Genomic DNA, 18562 nt, shown 5'->3' with positions numbered 1-18562 from the left:
GGCGCACGGTTCGAGATCAGCCTGCCTCCGGGGTGAAGGCGGCGCACCACCCGCGGCGCACCACCCTCCACTCACCCCTGACGACTCGAACGAAAGGAAGCGCCCGTGAGCGCCATCAGCATCGGCCAGGCCGTCATTCTCGGCGTGGTGGAAGGAGTGACGGAGTTCCTGCCCGTCTCCTCCACCGGACATCTGAAGATCACCGAGGGGCTGATGAACATCCCGGTGGACGACAAGTCCGTCGTCGCGTTCACCGCCGTGATCCAGGTCGGCGCCATCGCCGCGGTCCTTCTCTACTTCTTCAAGGACATCGTCCGCATCATGGGCGCCTGGGGGCGGGGACTGCGCCACCGTGACCAGCGGCATCACCACGACTACAAGTTCGCCTGGTGGGTCGTCTACGCGACCGTCCCCGTCGTCATCGTCGGGCTGGCCGCGAAGCCCCTGATCGACGGCCCCCTGGCGTCGCTCTGGGTCGTGGCCGCCTCGCTCGTCGTCGGCAGCGCCCTGATGTGGGCGGCCGACCAGATGGGGCGGCACAAACGCGGCGAGGACGACACGACGCTGAAGGACGCCCTGCTCGTCGGCTCCTCCCAGATCCTGGCCCTTCTCTTCCCCGGCTTCTCACGGTCCGGCGCCACGATGTCCACGGGCCTCATCCTCGACCTGGACCGTGTCGCCGCCACCCGGCTCTCCTTCTTCCTCGGCATCCCCGCACTCACCGGCGCCGGCCTGTACGAGCTCAAGGACGCCGTCGGCGCCGGTGCGGACACCACGCCCCTGATCGTGGGAACCGCGGTCTCCTTCGTCGTCGCGTACGCGTCCATCGCCTGGCTGCTGAAGTTCATCGCCCGGCACAGCTTCAACGTCTTCGTCGTCTACCGGATCGCCGTCGGCGCCCTCCTGTTCGCCCTGCTGGCGACCGGCACCCTCAACACCTGACCCGACCCCGACCGCGTGCTCGCCACGGCCCCGTGCCAGGACCTGTCACGAGTCCTCAGCGCGTCCGGGTCGGTACGACGATGTCGTACTGGGTGATCTTGCGGTAGATGGTCGCGCGACTGATGCCGAGCGCCTCCGCGGCCTGCGCCACCGTGGTGTCGGGCTCGGTGAGGCACCTGACGATCTCGTCCCGTTCGAGGGCCTGCATACGGCTCAGCCGGCGCGGGGTGCCCACGAAGATCTCGGCGGGCAGGTGCCTCAGGTCCACGACGTCCGTACGGGACGCGGCGTCGCGCACCACGCGCTGCAACTGCCTGGTGTTCTCGGGCCAGTGGAAGTCCGACAGCGCCCGGGCGGCCGCGGGGGAGAAGGAGACGGGACGCCCCCGGAACCTGCGGGCGAAGTGGTCCGCCAGGGGAAGGACGTCCTCGGGCCGGGAGCGCAGGGCGGGGGCTTCCACCACCCCGCCGATCAGTGTGCGCAGGGCTTGCGGGACACGCGTGTAGTCCTCGGTGGTGATGACACACGAGTGCAGGTACGGGTGCCGGTCCGCGGCATGTCCGTGAGGTGGCCCGGAGAGCAGTTCGGCCAGGTCCTCGGCGGCCCACTCGGGCAGGGTGTGGACCCCTGTGACGATGACGCAGGTGTCGTCCTTGGCCAGTTCCGGGGCCCAGAGCCGCATCCAGGTGGTGATGTCGTCGGCCAGCGGGGGACGGACGCACAGGATGCGCTCCCGGGCCCTGATCCGGCGGCGGGCCAGGGACGCGAGGGTCGACTTGCCCGCTCCCGGCTCGCCCACCACCGCGAGGAGCCGGCCCTCGGCCATGGCCGTACCTGCCTGTCCTACCGCGTCCGTCCAGCGTGCGGACAGGTCCAGGGGCTCGCTCTCCGCCTCGGTCCTGCCGGTGAACACCTGGTACACCTCGCCGCGAGGAGCCGGGCGCGGCTTCCTGCCGGTCGTGCGGGCCAGCATCAGGGCGGCCGTGTTCCCCGCCGCCGCCTGCGCCAGCGCCAGCAGCAGCTTCGAGGAGGAGTCCGACCACGTGGTCAGATTGATGCTGCCCGCCAGCTCCCCGGTGAGGGGGTCCAGTACCGGTACCGCCGCACAGGTGTACTGCCGCAGGCTGGTGCAGTAGTGCTCTTCGGCGCGCACCAGCGTGGGCGCCCGGTCGGCGAGGGCGAGGCCCATCCCGTTGGTGCCGGCGTTGCGCTCCGAGAAGTAGAAGCCGGGGGCGAGATGGACACGGTCGAGCGAGCGGCTGACGGAGGAGTCGCTGCACAGCCGGGACAGCACCAGGCCGTCGCTGCCGGTGAGCATCATGCTGACCGGTTCGTTCGCCAGCGTGTCCTTGAGTCCCTGCAACACCTCGTGACCGCACTCGTAGAGCAGGCAGCCGGTGTCCACCGAGCCGGTGAACACGGGCTGCAGATCCTCCGGCGTCAGACCGTACCGCCGGCTGCGCAGCCACGACGCCTGCAGGCGGGGCGTCAGGGCAGCCGTCCCGGCAACGGACGCCTCGTCCTCGTACCAGGCGGCGGGCGCCCACTTGCGGTCCTGGTCCACTGCGGCCTCCACGATGAGCCCGTGCGTCGATCTGCGGTCAGGCTACTGCGGACGGCCGGAACGGCGCTCCGGCCGTCTGTCTCAAAGTGAGACAGCGAGGGTCTGCCCAGCCACCGCGACCGTGCCTAACGTCGCTCTCCGAAACACGGTCGTCACCGGGACGGAGACCGACATGTACGCCAAGGACGGCGAGAACTACTTCATCGTGGACGCGCGCACATCGCACTGTGGGACGCGCGCCCCTCGAACCAACTGAACATCCACGGCCAGCAGTTCATCGACTGCTTCTACGACTACCACCGCAACCTCAGCCCGGAGTCGGAGCTGTGGCCGTACGAGGACTTCCTCTACTACGGCGGCCGGCGCCTGATGAAGGACCTCTTCGACGACGGGTACGTCGACCACGCGATCTTCCAGCCCGCGCACCTCGGGGCGTTCTTCGGGAACGGCTTCGGCCAGGCGGAGGAAGCCTTCGCCCTCACACGGCAGCACCCGGACAAACTGACGTACAACCACTGCTGGGACCCGCGGCTGGAGCAGAAAGGGCTCGAACAGCTCCGGCGGGACGCGGAGAGGTTCGGCCTCAAGGGCGCCAAGCTGTACACCGCGGAGTGGCACGGCGACTCACGCGGCTACAAACTCGACGACCCGTGGTCGTACCGGTACCTGGAAGCCGCACAGGAACTGGGCATCAGGAACATCCACATCCACAAGGGCCCCACGATCCGGCCGCTCGACCGGGACGCCTTCGACGTCGCGGACGTGGACAAGGCCGCGAGCGACTTCCCGGAGCTGAACTTCGTCGTCGAGCACTGCGGACTGCCCCGGCTGGAGGACTTCTGCTGGATCGCCACGCAGGAGCCGAACGTGCACGCCGGCCTCGCCGTCGCCATGCCGTTCATCCACCTCCGCCCCCGCTACTTCGCGCAGATCATCGGGGAGCTGCTGTTCTGGCTCGACGAGAACCGCATCCAGTTCTCCAGCGACTACGCGCTGTGGACGCCCCGCTGGCTGATCGAGAAGTTCGTCGACTTCCAGATCCCGGAGGACATGCAGGGCGAGTACCCGCCGATCACCGTGGACCAGAAGAAGAAGATCCTCGGACTGAACGCGGCGGCCCTCTACGACATCCCGGTCCCCGGCCGGCACGCCCTGGCACAGCCCGCGCAGTCGGCGGGGGTGTGAGATGGTCACCGACGCACCGGCACGCGGGGCGTGCGACGCACGTGCCGCGACACTGGAGGAGCGCGCCCGGCGGGCGCTCGACGGGGTCGTCGACCCGGAGCTGGACGAACCCATCACGGACCTCGGTTTCGTGCGGTCCGTGCGGGCACACGGCGATCACCGGCTGACCGTCCACCTGAGGCTGCCGACCTCGTTCTGCTCGCCGAACTTCGCCTACCTCATGGCGTCCGACGCGAAGGACGCCCTGACCGCCCTCCCCGGCGTGGCCGCGGTCACGGTGCTCCTCGACGACCATCACGACTCGGACCTCATCAATCGCGGACTGGCCGCGGACGCGGGCTACCGGGGGACCTTCGGAGCCGAGGCGCAGGACAGTCTCGACGAACTGCGCCTCGTCTTCCGGCGCAAGGCCCACGCCGCCGCCATGGAACGCGCCCTCACCGCGCTGCTGCGCCAGGATCCCGCACTCACCGAGGAAGCACTGCACGGCATCGTGCTCGGCGACCTCCCGGCGAGCGGAGCGACGCGCGCGCTGCTGCGCAGGCGCGAGGCTCTCGGGCTCGGTACCGCGCCGTCCGACCCCGCCATGGTCGACGACCGCGGAGAGGCATACCCGCCCGGCGAGATCCCGCTGCGGTTGCGCTTCGCCCGGTCGGTCCGGCTGTCGATCGACGGCAACGCGCACTTCTGCCGCGGCCTGCTGCGCACCCGCTACCCGGACTCGGCCCCGGACCAGGCGCCCAGGCGCGAGGACACCACCGCCCCTTCCCACTCCTCCTCCGAAAGGGAGCTCACCCCGTGAAGGCAGTCCAGGTCGTCGGATACGACCGCAACCTCGAAATGGCCGACGTGCCTCTCCCGTCGGTCACCGGCCCGTACGACGTGATCGTGAAGATCGGCGGGGCCGGCGTCTGCCGTACCGATCTGCACATCCTCGAAGGCCAGTGGGCCGAGAAGTCGGGCGTGACACTGCCCTACACGATCGGGCACGAGAACGCCGGCTGGGTGCACGCCATCGGCGGCGCCGTCACCAACGTCGCCGAGGGCGACAAGGTCATCGTCCACCCGCTGATCACCTGCGGGCTGTGCCGGGCCTGCCGCTCCGGCGACGACGTGCACTGCGAACAGAGCCGGTTCCCCGGCATCGACACCGCCGGCGGCTACGCCGAGTATCTGAAGACCTCGGCCCGCAGCGTCGTCCGTATCGACGACTCCCTGGAACCCGCCGACGTCGCCGCGCTGGCCGACGCCGGTCTCACCGCCTACCACGCCGTGGCCAAGGCGGCCCGCCGCCTGCGCCCGGGCGACCGGTGCGTGGTCATCGGCGCGGGCGGCCTCGGACACATCGGCGTACAGGTCCTCAAGGCGCTGACGGCCGCCGAGATCATCGTCGTCGACCGCAATCCCGACGCGCTGAAACTCGCTCTCTCGATCGGGGCGGACCACGGCGTCATGGCAGCCGGGAACCAGGTCGAGGAGGTTCTCGCGCTCACCGGTGGCAACGGAGCCGAAGCCGTGATCGACTTCGTCGGTGAGGGGGGCGCCACCCGCGACGGCGTGCGCATGCTGCGGCGGGCCGGTGACTACCACGTGGTCGGATACGGCGAGCACATCGACGTCCCCACCATCGACATCATCTCCGCCGAGATCAGTTTCGTCGGCAACCTCGTCGGGTCCTACAACGACCTGTGCGAGCTGATGGTGCTCGCGGCCCGCGGCAGGGTGCGGCTGCACACCACCCCGTACCCCCTCGACCGTTTCCAGGACGCCCTGGACGACCTCGACGCCGGGCGGGTGCGCGGACGCGCGATCCTGGTTCCCTGAACCCCGTGCACGTCCCGCACCTCACGGCCCACGTACAAGGAGAGCCATGATCTTCATCACCGCCAGGTTCCGGGTCCTGCCCGAGTACGCCGACAGCTGGCCGGACATCACCCGCGAGTTCACGCAGGCGACCCGCGACGAGCCGGGCTGTCTGTGGTTCGACTGGTCCCGCAGTGTCGACGACCCCACGGAGTACGTACTGGTCGAAGCCTTCCGCGACGACGAGGCCGGCACGGCGCACGTCACCTCCGACCACTTCACCAAGGCCCGGGGCACCCTGCCGCCCCACCTCGCGCGGACCCCGGAGATCGTCAACGCGACGATCCCGCAGGAGGGCTGGTCGCAGCTCGGCGAGATGGCCGTCCCGGACCGGGACTGAGACCGGTGTTCGAATAGCACACGTGCGCCCATGGCTTGCCGGTCAGTGCCGGCGACAGGAGTCCGCAGCCTGTGGGAAGGTTTTCGCGGAACATCCCTGAAGACGGGCGGGCCATGATCGAACTGCCGCGTGAGGAGCGCTTGGCGGCGGCCTTCGTCGACCTCGCCGACACTCTCGTACGAGAGTTCGATGTCATCGGTTTCCTCTACACGCTCGCCGAGCACTGCGTACAACTGCTCGACGTGACAGCGGCAGGGGTCCTGCTCGCCACCCCCGGCGGCCGACTGGTGGATGTGGCGGCCACCGACGCGCGCACCCGCCGCCTGGAGACCCACAGCATCGAAGGGGAAGAGGGCCCCTGCTGGGACTCCTTCCGAAGTAAGAAGCAGGTCACCGACGTCCCCCTGGCCACGCCGGAGGCCAGGGCGCGTTGGCCGCGGTTCGCGCCACGGGCGGTGGAGGCGGGCTTCGCCTCGGTCGCGGCCTGCCCACTGCGCCTGCACGACCAGGTGATCGGGTCGCTGGACCTCTTCCGGGACCGGCCCGGCCCCCTGGACGCCTCCCAACTGCGACTGGGGCAGGCGCTGGCCGACACGGCCACCATCGGAGTCCTTCAGGTGCGGGCGGTGAGCGAGCAGCTGACCGTGAGCGCACAACTGCAGAGCGCTCTGGACAGCCGCGTCGTCGTTGAGCAGGCCAAGGGCTATCTCGCGCACCGCCTCGACACCGACGTCGAAGAGGCCTTCGTCCATTTGCGCCAGTACGCGCGCAGCCATCACACGCGGCTCACCGAACTCGCCCGCCAGGTGATGCAGGGCACCGCCGATCCGGCCCTCTTCGACCGGCACGACCGGTGAACCGGCAGCTCCGCGAACTCCCGGGGTGTGAGGGGATGTTCGCTTTCCGGGCGGCCCGCAGCACGCCCGCTCGGAGGTCGCAGCCGTGACCCACCCGGTGATGAAGGCCTACCTGAGCGCCCTGAGCACCCATACCGGCCCAGGCATGGCACCCCTGCCGCTGGCCGCCTGCACCGACATGCTGGGGCTGGACGGACTGGGCCTGCTCCTGTCCCGCAACGACCACCCGGCCGAACTCGTGCAGTCCCACGGCGAACGCACCGCCGCACTGGAAGACCTGCAACAGGTCCAGGGCCAGGGACCCAGCCTGGACGCCGCCCACCACGGAACCCTGCTGCTGCTCCCCGACGTCGCACATCTCACCGCCGACCGCTGGCCGGGCCTGCCCGCCGCCATCGAAGCACTCGACGTCCACGCCGTGTTCTCCTTCCCCCTGCGCATCGGAGTCATCGCACTCGGCGTGCTCACCGGCCACCGCACCCGCCCCGGCCCCCTGGACACCGACCAACTCGCCGACGCCGTCGGCCTCGCCGACACCCTCGCCCAGATCGTCATCACCGCCGCCGTACGTCCCGAGCCGGCCCGGATCGCCCTGCTGGACGAACCCGGCCTGCACTTCGCCGAGGTCCACCAGGCCACCGGCATGCTCGCCGCCCAACTCGACATCCGCTCCGACCAGGCCCTGATCCGACTGCGCGCACACGCCTTCAGCCACGGTCGGCCCCTCCTCGACGTCGCCCGCGACGTACTCGCCCGCCGGCTCCACCTGGACCGCAACGACACCCCGCCCTCCTGAACGAGTTCGGGTGTGTCACTTCAACGGCCGGTCCGGGTTGTCGAGCGGCCGGCCGCCCAAGGCGCCCGAACAGGACGCAGACCATCGCCAATTCGCCAATCGCCGTGCGGAACAGGCGAGTTGCCGTGTGACGTGAGTGGAAGGTGGGAAGAAAACGCACACAGCTGTCGGGACCCGGAGAGCTTGCTCAGCGGGTTCGGACAGGGCGAGCGCCGGCCATGCGACAGGAGACCGATCAAAGATGCTCACGCTGGTACGGAGCAGGATGCAGGCAGCCATGGTCGCCCTCTCGACCGTCGCGGCCCTCGCACTCGGCTCGACCGTCACGACCCACGCCACGGCGGCTCCGAGACTCGCGAAGGCGGGGCCGACCTCGGTGGCGTACGTCGAGGTCAACAACAACAGCATGCTGAACGTCGGCAAATACACCCTCGCCAACGGCGGCGACCCCGTCTTCGACGTCGCGGTCATCTTCGCGGCGAACATCAACTACGACACGGGCACGAAGACGGCACAGCTGTATTTCAACGAGAACGTGCAGCGCGTCCTCGACAACGCCGCCACCCAGATACGGCCGCTGCAGCAGAAGGGCATCAAGGTCGTCCTGTCGGTGCTGGGCAACCACCAGGGAGCGGGCTTCGCCAACTTCCCGTCCCAGCAGACGGCATCGGCGTTCGCCAAGCAGCTGTCGGACACGGTGACCAGGTACGGCCTCGACGGCATCGACTTCGACGACGAATACGCCGAGTACGGCAACAACGGCACCGGGCAGCCCAACGCCAGCTCGTTCGTCCAACTGGTGACCGCGCTCCGTGCGAACATGCCGGACAAGATCATCAGCCTCTACAACATCGGGCCGGCCGCGTCCCGTCTGTCCTACGGCGGCGTCGACATCTCGTCCAAGTTCGACTACGCCTGGAACCCGTACTACGGAAGCTGGCAGGTCCCCGGCATCGGACTGCCCAAGTCGAAACTGTCGCCCGCGGCCGTCGAGATCGGCAGGACGTCGCAGAGCACGGTCACCACACTCGCCCGCCGCACCGTGAGCGAGGGCTACGGAGTCTTCCTCACGTACAACCTCAACGGCGCCGACCGCAGCGCGGACGTCTCCGCGTTCACCAGGGAGCTGTACGGCAGTACCGCCGTCTACACACCGTGAAGCGGCCGCGCGCCCGGGCGCGCGGCGTCGCGTGCGAGTCGCGTACGAACTGTCGGCCATGCCGGTCCGAGGCATGGCCGACGGGGTCGCCGTCGAAGGGCTGGGCGTCGAGCTGTGAGTGGTGATCACGGGCCGCTGGAAGGGGAGTTGTAGGGTTCTGGCCATGACTTCGACCACCGGCCGCGGACACCCGGACGACCCCGCACACCCGGACGATCCCGTCGTGGCCCATTCCGTCCTGCTCGGCACGGCCAGTCAGGCCCAGGCCCGCAAGGCGGTGCGCGAGTTGGTGGTGGTCACCGACGACGGCGCCGCGCTGGAGCTGGCCGCCCGTTTCGCGCCCGTCGCGGACCTCGCCCTGGACACACTTCTGAGGCTGTGGCCGACGGCCGGCGATCCCGACGGCTACGCCGCGGCCCTGCTGGTGCCTGCCTTCCGCCGGGAGGGCCGTACGGAGCTGACCCTGAAGCGCGTGACCTCGCTGTCGGGCCTGCGGCACCTCACCATGCTGCGCACGCTGACGGTGGACCGCTGCAAGGAGATCACCGACCTCACGGAAGTCGGCGCGCTCACCGACCTGCGCCACCTCGACCTGAACGGCTGCGCGGGAATCGAGGACCTGACACCCCTCAGCGGTCTCACCCGGCTCACCCGGCTGAGCCTGCACCGCTGCCGTCCGGTGTCCGACATCAAGCCGCTGCTGACCCTCGGCCAACTGCGCCACCTCGACCTGAGCATCACCCGGGTCACCTCGGTGACCGACTTCCCGGCGGCCTTCCCCCTGCTGGAGCACCTCGACCTGCGCGGCTGCCGGTCCTTCAGATCCCCGGCGCAGCTCGCCGGCCTGACCGGCCTCACCCACCTCGATCTCGGCTGGACCGCGGTGCGGGACCTGACCGGCCTGACGAACGTGCCCGCACTCACCTCCCTGCGCCTGGAGAGCTGCAAGCAGCTTCGAGACCTGACCGGCATCGCCGCGGCAGCCGACCTCTCCGAGCTGGTCATCGAGGACTGCCCCCGTTTCCAGTCCTTCCGCGGCCTCGGACAGCACCCCCGCCTGAAGAAGCTGGCGGTCAAGGGCTGTCCGGACCTGTTCGACCTGCACGGACTCTCCGCACTGACGCACCTGACGGAGCTGCGGATCGCGGACGGCGAACGGTTCGCCTCCGTCGCGGGACTCGGAACCCTGCCCTCACTGGAAAAGATCACCTTCGAGAACTGCCCCGCGCTGGCGGACGTCGGTCAACTGGCAGGCCTCGCCGGTGCGTTCCGGCTCCATCTGGACGGGCTGGGCCTGATCCGGGACCTCGCCCCGTTCGCCTCCCTCCCCGGCCTGCGCGGCCTCGGCCTCGACAGGTGCTCCGGACTGCTGGACCTCACCGGTCTCGGCTCCCGCAGCGCCCTCGAAGAACTGGCCGTCAGCCGTACCGACAGCCTGAGCAGCCCGGGCGACCTGGGTGATCTGCCGACCCTGCGCGAACTGGGGTTCAGCGATCTCCAGTCGCTCACCGACCTCGGCCGCCTGGACGGACTGGGCGCACTCACCGAGGTCGGAGTGCGGGACTGCCGTGCGCTCAAGGACATCAGCGGACTGACCGGCACCCCGCTCACCGAGCTGACACTCCACCGGACCCCTGGCCTCGACTCGCTCGACGTCCTGGAGACGTGCCCCGGCCTGCGCGTCCTGAGCGTGGACCGGATTCCGCAGCTGACCGACTTCCCCGTCCTTCGCTCCCTGACCCGGCTCTACCTCTCCGAGCTGCACTGGGAGGACCTGTCGCCCCTGGCCGGTCTCACCTCGCTCCAGTCCCTGCGCATGGGCCACCTGGACGAAGTGACGGACATCAGTACGCTGGCCGACCTGCCCGACCTCAGCGAAGTCCTCTTCGGCGGCCACCGCGCCCTCACCGAGCTCGGCCCCCTGCTCAGGATGAAGTCGTTGCGACGGCTCAACAAGTCACTGCAGATGAACGAACAGATCCTGCGGGGCCGACGAGATCCCGTCCTGGCCGAACTCGCGGCACGCGGCCTCGCGATCGACCAGCGCTGACGATCAGGGAGCATCGAGCAGCAGGACGACCAGCAGGACGACCAGCAGGACGAGGAGCGGCCGGGGGCGCCACAGGAAACCCTGTGGATCGCGCGACCCCGGCCGTCCGCGGAACCCGCTGTGCGGGCGGAGCGTCAGTCCGTGTAGACCTCGGCGCGGTCCACGCTCACGAACGCCGCCCCGGCCGAGGAGTTGCGTTCCCCGGTGACCCTGACCTGCACGGTGTGCGTGCCGTACGGCAGGCGTGGACTGAGGTACTGGAGCGTCTCGCCGGTGCGGATGGCGCCGTAGAAGTCGACGCGCTGTTCGGCGCCCCCGTCGACGCGGATACCGGCGATGCCGTTGCCGGTGTCCTTCACGGACAGCAGCGCGATCCTGGTGCCCGTGAACGTGAACGTCGCGGTGTTGCCGGCCCGGTCGCTCCAGTGGTCGTCGCCCCAGAAGCACTGCGCGGCGCAGCCGGTGCCCGAGTTCCACGAACCCTGGTACGTCACCGTGCCGTTGCCGCTGGAGCGGCCGTCGTCGTTGATCCAGTGGTTGCCGGAGCCCGGGTCGCCGGAGGGCAGGTTCTGCGTGGCGCCCATGGCGAGCGGGGTGCCGAGGTCGGGGCCGCCGTCGGCCCGCCAGCCGATCTTCTGGGCGCGTGTCGTGCGGTTGCTGTAGGTGAGGTCCGACGTGGTCTTGGCGTGGTAGATGATCCAGTCCTCCGTCCCGTCGGGGGAGCGGAAGAAGGCGTGGTGGCCGGGACCGAACACGCCCCTGGCGTCGTTGCGTGCGAAGACGGGCCCGCTGCGCTGCGTCCAGTTGCCGGCCACCAGCGGGTCGGCGCCGCTGGGCAGGGACATCTCCCACACCTGGTAGTCGGGCTTCCCGGTGTCGCACGTCGAGTAGGTCATCCAGGTACGGCCGTTGCGGTACAGGAACTCGGGGCCCTCACGGACCTCCGGGCAGCCTCCCGCCCCGTTCAGCGCGACGGCGTTGCCCGAGACGGTGTACGGGTTCGACATGGGCGCGATGTTCAGCCCGTTGTGCTGGTACGCGTTGATGCCGCTGTAGGCGAGATAGAGCCGGCCGTTGTGCTGGAGGATCCCGGGGTCGATGGCGAAGTCGTTCGCGTGGTTGGGCGGGGTCAGCTTCGCCTTGAAGTGGTAGGGCCCCGCCGGGTCGTCGCCGGCCGACTCCAGGACGTAGAGCCGGTGATGGTCGTCCACTCCGTCGTCGGCCGTGTAGTACATGTACCAGCGGCTGTCGAAGCGGTAGAACTCGGCTGCCCAGATGTGCTGGTTGCGCGAGGCGTCGGTGTCCGTCCACACGGTGATCGGTTCGGCGTCGAGCAGGGTTCCCAGCGAGGGGGAACGCCACATCTTGATGCTGCCGCCCTGTGTGGTGGTGAGGTGGTAGGCCCCGTTCGCGTACGTCATGAACGGGTCGGGCCCCGTGTTCAGCGGATTGCGGAAGGTTCCCGAGGCCGCCGCGGCCGCGGCGGGTGCTGCCGCGGTCGGTGCTGTCGTGGCGGGGGCCTGCGGAGCGCAGATCAGGCCGACCAGCAGGGCGAACAGGGCGGTTACCAAGGCGGTGATGGGCCGGGCGCGCATCGCTGGCTCCCCACGTATCGAGGTCCGTATGTGACGGACGGCGTGACATGAGCTGGTGGTTGCCCATGGCAACACAGCGATTACATCGTTGTAAAGAGAGGCGGAGCAAGAGATTCTGACGTTGCATCAGACCGAACGGGCCCGGCGGTGCGGCCGGAACGAACCGGCCGACGCGAACCGGCGTGCCACATCGACGGGCCCGACCGCGAACCGGCGTGTCACATCGAAGGGCCCGGCCGCGAACCGGCCGGTGGGTGTGTCAGCCGACGGTTCGCCGGGCGTCGTGCAGTACCGCCGCGGTGCGTTCGCGGACCGTGTCCGCGTCGACGCCCGGTGCGGTCTCGTGGAGCACGAGTCCGTCCGGCCCGACGTCGATGACGGCGAGGTCGGTGATGATGCGGTCGACCACGCCCTTCCCGGTCAGCGGCAGGCTGCAGCTTTCGACGATCTTCGGTTCGCCGGTCCGGGTGGTGTGTTCCATCAGCACGATGACGCGGCGGGCCCCGTGGACGAGGTCCATGGCGCCGCCCATGCCCTTGACCATGCGGCCGGGTACGGTCCAGTTGGCCAGGTCGCCGGCCGCGGAAACCTGCATCGCGCCGAGGACGGCGACGTCGACCTTGCCACCGCGGATCATCCCGAAGGACAGCGCTGAATCGAAGACGGAAGCGGCCGGCCGCAACGTCACCGTCTCCTTGCCGGCGTTGATCAGGTCGGGGTCGACATCGGCGTGCAGAGGATGGTCACCCACGCCGAGCAGGCCGTTCTCCGAGTGCAGCACCACGTCGATGCCTTCGGGGACATGGGCGGGGATCAGCGTCGGCATGCCGATGCCGAGGTTGACGTACTCGCCGTCGCGCAGTTCGGCTGCCGCGCGGGCCGCCATCTCGTCCCGGGTCCTCATGCGGTCACCTCTCGGGCCGTCAGCTTCTCGATGTCCTTCGCCGCGGCTTGTTCCGCGGTCAGTACGACGACGCGATGGACGTAGATGCCGGGCAGATGCACCTCGTCTGGACCGAGTTCACCGGGCTCGACCAGCTCCTCGACCTCGGCGATCGTGACCCGTCCCGCCATCGCGGCCAGGGGGTTGAAGTTCCGCGCCGACGAATGGAAGGCGAGGTTTCCGTAGCGGTCGCCCCGGGCCGCCCGGACCAGCGCGAAGTCCGTGGGAAGGCCGTGTTCGAGGACGTAGTCACGCTCGACGCCTTGAGCGGTGAAGCGCCGGGTCTCCTTGGGCAGCGAGGACAGGCGCACCTCGCCCTCCGGTCCGTAGCGCAGCGGCATGCCTCCGTCGGCGATCACCGTGCCGACCCCGGCGGGTGTGTAGAAGGCGGGGATGCCGCAGCCGCCGGCGCGCAGCCGCTCGGCGAGGGTGCCCTGCGGAGTGAGCTCGACCTCGACCTCGCCGGCGAGGTACTGCCGGGCGAACTCCTTGTTCTCGCCGATGTACGAGGCGGTGATCCGGCGGATCCGCCGCCGCTCCAGCAGGATGCCAAGACCCCGCCCGTCGGTGCCGCAGTTGTTGGACGTCACGTCGAGGTCCGTCGTGCCGGCGTCGGCGAGAGCTTCGATCAGTACCGTCGGGATGCCGCAGAGCCCGAACCCCCCGACCGCGAGGCTGGCACCGTCGGGGATGTCGGCCACGGCCGGGGCGGCACTCCCGGCGATCTTGTTGACAGGCATACGTGTGCTCTTTCTGGGTCGGTCAGCCGCCGGCGAGTGCGCGGACGGTGCGGGAAGGGCTGGGCCGGCCGAGCAGATCGGCGAGCCACGTACTCGTCTCGACGAGCTTGGCCAGATCCACTCCGGTGTCGATGCCGAGGCCCGCGAGCTGCCACAGCAGATCCTCCGTGGCCAGGTTGCCGGTGGCGGACTTCGCGTAGGGGCAGCCGCCCAGGCCGCCGGCGGAGGCGTCGACGGTGGTCACCCCGTGCCGCAGCGCGGTCAGGGTGTTGGAGAGGGCCTGACCGTAGGTGTCGTGGAAGTGCACCGCGATGCTCTCCAGCGGTACGCCGGCCGTGGTGAGGGCGTCCAGCAGGGCGGCGACCCGGCCGGGGGTGGCGACCCCGATGGTGTCGCCGAGGGACAACTCGGTGCAGCCCAGGGCGATCAGCCGGGTGGCCACCGACACCACCTGCGGAATCGGGACCTCGCCCTCCCAGGGGTCCCCCCAGCACATGGAGAGGTAGCCGCGCACCCGCATCCCGTTTTCGCGGGCCTGTCCGACGACCGGCGCGAACATCTCCAGGGACTCGTGGACCGTCCGGTTGAGGTTGGCCCTGGCGAAGCTTTCCGTCGCCGAACCGAACACCGCGATGTCGTCCACCCCGAGGTCGACGGCCCTCTCCAGGCCCCGCATGTTGGGGACCAGTACCGGGTACCGCACGCCCGGCCTGCGGTCGACGCGGCGCAGGACATCCTCCGCGTCGGCGAGTTGGGGCACCCACTTCGGATGGACGAGACTGGTGGTCTCGACGACGGAGTGCCCGGCGTCGGCCAGGCGCTCCACCAACTCCGCCTTCACGGACGTCGGTACGGTCGCGGACTCGTTCTGCAGCCCGTCGCGGGGGCCGACTTCGCAGACGGTGACCCGGTCGGGGAGCCCGGGCAGCTGATCGATGCCGTAGCCGGTCACGGGGAGACCTCCAGTGGGGGAGCGCTGTCGGTACGGCCGGGGCGCAGCGCCGCGGCCGTACGGGGGATGGATGGTCCTGCGGCGTGACGTGGCCGACGGGCGGGCGTGCGAGGACCAGGCCGCCCGTCCGGGTGCCGCGTGCCTGCCGGGGTCAGCGGCCGGCGCGCAGTTCGGCGAGGACGCGCTGGGCGTGGTCGGCGCGGACCTGCTTGTCCGCGACGAGACGGGCGACGAGGGCAGGCACTTCCTCCGCGCTCGCACCCGCCGTGAGGGCGACGTTGCGGGCGTGCAGCGACATGTGCCCGCGCTGGATGCCCTCGGTGGCCAGCGCACGTACCGCGCCGAAGTTCTGCGCCAGCCCGACGGCGACGATGATCTCCGCCAGCTCGGTCGCGGTGGTGACACCGAGGAGGGCGATCGAGGCCTGCGCCACCGGGTGCAGTTTGGTCGCACCGCCCACCAGACCGACCGGCATCGGCAGTTCCAGGGTGCCGACCACGTTTCCGTCGGCGTCCTTCTCGAACCGCGACATCGACGTGTAGTGCCCGGTGGGGGAGATCGCGTGGGAGTGGGCGCCGGCTTCGACCGCGCGGGTGTCGTTGCCGGTGGCGAGGACGACCGCGGAGATGCCGTTCATGATGCCCTTGTTGTGGGTGGCCGCACGGTAGGGATCGGACTCCGCGAGCGCCGCCGCGTGGACGATGTCGTCGACCACCGACTCGCCGCCCAGCGCCTCGGCGTCGAAGACGGCCCGCGCCCGGGAGAGGCGCTGATCCGCCTTGTTGGTCAGGATCCGCAGCAGCGTACGGCCGCCCGCGATCTGGCCGGCCCGGACGGCGACGGCCTCGGCCATGGTGTTCACCGCGTTGGCGCCCATCGCGTCGCGGACGTCCACGTGCAGATGGGCGACGACGTAGGTGCCGGCCCGGGACGGGACGACCCGCACCGAGATGTCACGGACCCCGCCGCCGAACTCGATCAGCTTCGGGTCCTGGGCGTCGGCCAGTTCGACGAGTTCCCGGCGGGCCTCCAGCAGCCGGAGCCGGCCCGCCTCGGGGTCACGTACACCGATGATCTGGACCTGGGCCTGCATGACCGGCTCGGTGGACGAGGTGAAGAAGCCGCCGTGGGCGCGGGCCACCTTGGCCGAGTTGGAGGCCGCGGCGACCACCGAGGCCTCCTCGCTGGCCATCGGCACGAGCACGTCACGGCCGTTGACGGTGAAGTTGGTCGCCACGCCTACGGGGAGCTCCATGACCCCGACCACGTTCTCGATCATGTGGTCGGCCAGGTCGACACCGAGGCCGTGCTGCGGGGCGAAGGCGGCGATGCGCTGCGGATCGACGGTGGCGGACTCCGCCACGATCCGACGGCGTGCGTCGACGGACAGGTCCCGTAGACCCTGGATACGGCTGGTGCGCGGCATACGGCCCCTCCACTGCGTTGTGGTCACCGAACGGCTCGGTGCGGTAGGCGACGCTAGTTGCGTTCCGCCTACACAGGTATGGGTGAACGGCCCATACGCACTGGCGATCCACTGGACGATCGGCCCTGCCGCACCCCAGGGTCCGCCCTCGGAGCAAGCCCGTCGGGTGCGCGATCGCCCCCTCCGCTCAAGCGCTTCTCGTGAGGTGGGCCAACTGCACCGCGACCGTGATCCGGAAGAGCCGGTCGGGCTCCTGCCAGTCCGCCCCGAGGAGTTCCGCCGTGCGTTCCAGCCGCTGCAGCACCGTGTTCTTGTGCAGGTGGAGCGCGCGGGCGGTGGCGACCGGACTCATCCGGTTGCCGAGATAGGCGGCCAGGGTGGGCACGAGCTTCCCGGCGTGCGCGGCGTCCCAATCCAGCAGCGGACCGATGACCCGCCGCAGGTACGTCGCCACACGCGGCTCGCCGGGACCGAACAGCGCCGTGTACGGAAGGTACGCGTCGGCGGTGACGGCGGCGTCGTCCAGCCCGAGGGCCGGCAGGACGCCCACACAGGCCGACGCGGCGTCGATCCGGTCGCGCAGATCGTGGTCCAGGTCCGAGAAGCCCGCGCCGACCGCCAGCACGGGGGCCCGTACGGTACGGCCGACGGTGGCATGGACGGAGGCGCTCGCCGCGGCCGCGTCCTCGTCGGTGGTGAGGGCGATCACATGGTCGGCGTACTCCCCGATCAGCCCGCTCTCGCGGCGCAGACCGCGGACGGCCTCATGACGCAGTTCGGCGGGCAGCGCGACCACGACCACCGAGCGCAGTGCGTCGAGCCGGATGCCTCGCGCGCGGGCCCGGGTGGCGAGGTCGGCGTGGCGCTCGGGGTCGGCGGAGAGCAGATCGGCCAGCAGGTCGCTGCGTACCCGCTGCTCGGCCTCGATCATGGCGTCCTGCTTGAGATTGAGCAGTGCGGTGATCTGGGCGGCGCGTTCCGCGGTGCGCAGCTCGACCGGTCCGAACGGAACCTCGCCCGGCTCCAGCAGCAGCGCGCCCAGCAGGGTCGCACCGGCCAGGACGGCGACGACGTAACCCCCGTCCGTCGCGGTGCACCGGCCGCTGCGGCGGCTGCGGTCGACCGCCGTGGCCACGGGTTCCTCCAGACGCCCCACGTCGAGGAGCGTCACCTCGCACCGCAGGGCCCGGCCGAGCGCGGTGGCGACATCGGACGCCTCGCTGCCCTGGAGCACCAGGCCGGTGAGTTCGCTGTGCACCTCGCTGGCCCGCTCCATGGCCTCCACATGACGGGCGAGCTCACCGTAGGCGTGGCGGGTCTCGTCGGCCGCGTCCTGGGTACGGGCCAGCAGCCGTGCGGTCTGCAGCACGACGGCGGCATGGTCGGCGAAGGCCGACAGCAGGGAGATCTCCTCCGGGGCGAACTCGTGCTCGACACGGTTGGCGGCGAACAGCACACCGATCACCTCGTCACCCGCGAGCAGCGGGACGCCGAGCATCGACACGAGGCCCTCCGCGGTCACGGCGGAATCGATGCCGGAGTCGTGCGGCGCCTGGGTCATCGTGGCGTAGGACGACGTCCAGCAGGGCCGGCGTCCCTCGACCACCCGGCTGGCCAGACCCATCCCGGGCGGCACCCGCAGACCCGGGAACGACGGCGCGACCGTCCCGAGGGTCGTGCGCACCCGTAGCTCACGGCTGTCCTCCTGGTACTCGGACAGATAGGTGACGTCCGTGCCCATCAGGTCGTGCGCCCGCTCCACGAGCCGGCCCAGCAACTCGTCGACGTCGCGGAGCTGGGCCAGCTCACGCGCGGAGGAGAACAGCGCCGCCAGCTCCTGACCACGGCGCCGCCACCGGTCGGAGGTCGCGCGCAGCCGTCGCAGCTCCTGCCCGATGCGCACGCTGTCCCGCCGGGAGAGGGACACCGTCGCCAGCAGCTCGTCGACGTCCGCCTCCTGCTCGGCGGACGCGGCCTGGAGCAGGCTCACGACCGCGTCGACCGGAAAAGTGTCCGCCATGTGCGAGCCTCACCTTCTGTGCCGATGAGCCACCGGCAACCCGAACCCAGTGGACCGAACATACATAGCCGCGCGGTGACGGCGCACGTAGCGTCCACAGCAGCGCCGAGGCAGGGAAGCCTGCGCGAGC

The 18562-nt window shown here is 70.2% G+C and carries 16 protein-coding genes; 9 read left to right on the top strand and 7 right to left on the bottom strand.

Going from position 1 to position 18562, the window contains the following annotated elements; all coding sequences use genetic code 11:
* Positions 1-105: 105 nt before the first annotated feature.
* A complete protein-coding gene (locus tag J8N05_RS41505) occupies positions 106-942 on the top strand; it encodes an undecaprenyl-diphosphate phosphatase (protein WP_210892436.1) in 837 nt (278 codons plus the stop codon).
* Between the two features lie 55 nt (positions 943-997).
* Here J8N05_RS41505 and J8N05_RS41500 read toward each other — a convergent pair whose 3' ends face one another.
* Positions 998-2506 carry an AAA-type ATPase lid domain-containing protein gene (locus J8N05_RS41500; protein ID WP_210892434.1) on the bottom strand — a complete coding sequence of 503 codons (1509 nt, stop codon included), beginning with the start codon at positions 2504-2506 and terminating at the stop codon, positions 998-1000.
* 219 nt (positions 2507-2725) lie between these two features.
* Between J8N05_RS41500 and J8N05_RS41495 the strand changes: the two genes are divergently transcribed.
* The 8 genes from J8N05_RS41495 (at position 2726) to J8N05_RS41460 (ending at position 10756) form a co-directional block, all read left to right on the top strand.
* Entirely contained in the window at positions 2726-3691 is a 966-nt protein-coding gene (locus J8N05_RS41495) for an amidohydrolase family protein (RefSeq protein ID WP_308287142.1), read from the top strand.
* Position 3692: 1 nt separating this feature from the next.
* Positions 3693-4493 carry a metal-sulfur cluster assembly factor gene (locus J8N05_RS41490; RefSeq protein WP_210892432.1) on the top strand — a complete coding sequence of 267 codons (801 nt, stop codon included), beginning with the start codon at positions 3693-3695 and terminating at the stop codon, positions 4491-4493.
* The gene (locus tag J8N05_RS41485) at positions 4490-5515 is read left to right on the top strand and encodes an NAD(P)-dependent alcohol dehydrogenase (RefSeq protein ID WP_210892431.1); all 1026 of its coding nucleotides are present in this window, start codon (positions 4490-4492) and stop codon (positions 5513-5515) included. Before J8N05_RS41490 ends, J8N05_RS41485 begins: the two co-directional genes overlap by 4 nt.
* Before the next feature lie 46 nt (positions 5516-5561).
* A complete protein-coding gene (locus tag J8N05_RS41480; protein ID WP_210892429.1) occupies positions 5562-5894 on the top strand; it encodes a putative quinol monooxygenase in 333 nt (110 codons plus the stop codon).
* Positions 5895-6007: 113 nt separating this feature from the next.
* The gene (locus tag J8N05_RS41475; protein WP_210892427.1) at positions 6008-6751 is read left to right on the top strand and encodes a GAF and ANTAR domain-containing protein; all 744 of its coding nucleotides are present in this window, start codon (positions 6008-6010) and stop codon (positions 6749-6751) included.
* Positions 6752-6836: 85 nt separating this feature from the next.
* Positions 6837-7547: an ANTAR domain-containing protein gene (locus tag J8N05_RS41470; protein ID WP_210892425.1), complete on the top strand. Its 711-nt coding sequence runs from the start codon at positions 6837-6839 to the stop codon at positions 7545-7547.
* A gap of 241 nt (positions 7548-7788) precedes the next feature.
* Positions 7789-8706, top strand: coding sequence for an endo-beta-N-acetylglucosaminidase H (locus J8N05_RS41465; RefSeq protein WP_210892423.1), 918 nt, complete (start codon positions 7789-7791; stop codon positions 8704-8706).
* A gap of 163 nt (positions 8707-8869) precedes the next feature.
* Positions 8870-10756: a leucine-rich repeat domain-containing protein gene (locus J8N05_RS41460; protein ID WP_210892421.1), complete on the top strand. Its 1887-nt coding sequence runs from the start codon at positions 8870-8872 to the stop codon at positions 10754-10756.
* A gap of 134 nt (positions 10757-10890) precedes the next feature.
* Here J8N05_RS41460 and J8N05_RS41455 read toward each other — a convergent pair whose 3' ends face one another.
* The 6 genes from J8N05_RS41455 to J8N05_RS41430 form a co-directional block, all read right to left on the bottom strand.
* Positions 10891-12351, bottom strand: coding sequence for a glycoside hydrolase family 43 protein (locus J8N05_RS41455; RefSeq protein WP_210892419.1), 1461 nt, complete (start codon positions 12349-12351; stop codon positions 10891-10893).
* Between the two features lie 259 nt (positions 12352-12610).
* Positions 12611-13255, bottom strand: a complete 645-nt coding sequence (locus J8N05_RS41450) for a 3-oxoacid CoA-transferase subunit B (protein WP_210892417.1) — start codon at positions 13253-13255, stop codon at positions 12611-12613.
* Positions 13252-14034: a CoA transferase subunit A gene (locus tag J8N05_RS41445; RefSeq protein WP_210892415.1), complete on the bottom strand. Its 783-nt coding sequence runs from the start codon at positions 14032-14034 to the stop codon at positions 13252-13254. The genes J8N05_RS41450 and J8N05_RS41445 overlap by 4 nt, the downstream gene beginning before the upstream one ends.
* A gap of 22 nt (positions 14035-14056) precedes the next feature.
* Complete coding sequence (locus J8N05_RS41440; RefSeq protein ID WP_210892413.1) at positions 14057-14986, bottom strand: hydroxymethylglutaryl-CoA lyase; 930 nt, start codon at positions 14984-14986, stop codon at positions 14057-14059.
* A gap of 151 nt (positions 14987-15137) precedes the next feature.
* On the bottom strand, positions 15138-16412 hold the full coding sequence (locus J8N05_RS41435) for a hydroxymethylglutaryl-CoA reductase, degradative (RefSeq protein ID WP_210892411.1): 1275 nt from the start codon (positions 16410-16412) through the stop codon (positions 15138-15140).
* Between the two features lie 187 nt (positions 16413-16599).
* Positions 16600-18432 (bottom strand): helix-turn-helix domain-containing protein, encoded by a 1833-nt coding sequence (locus tag J8N05_RS41430; RefSeq protein ID WP_210892410.1) that lies wholly within the window; start codon positions 18430-18432, stop codon positions 16600-16602.
* Between the last annotated feature and the right edge of the window lie 130 nt (positions 18433-18562).

It is taken from the genome of Streptomyces liliiviolaceus, assembly GCF_018070025.1.
Taxonomy (GTDB): Bacteria; Actinomycetota; Actinomycetes; order Streptomycetales; family Streptomycetaceae; genus Streptomyces; species Streptomyces liliiviolaceus.
The sequence above is the reverse complement of the archived record's forward strand: the minus strand, read 5'-3'. Positions and strand labels throughout refer to the sequence as shown.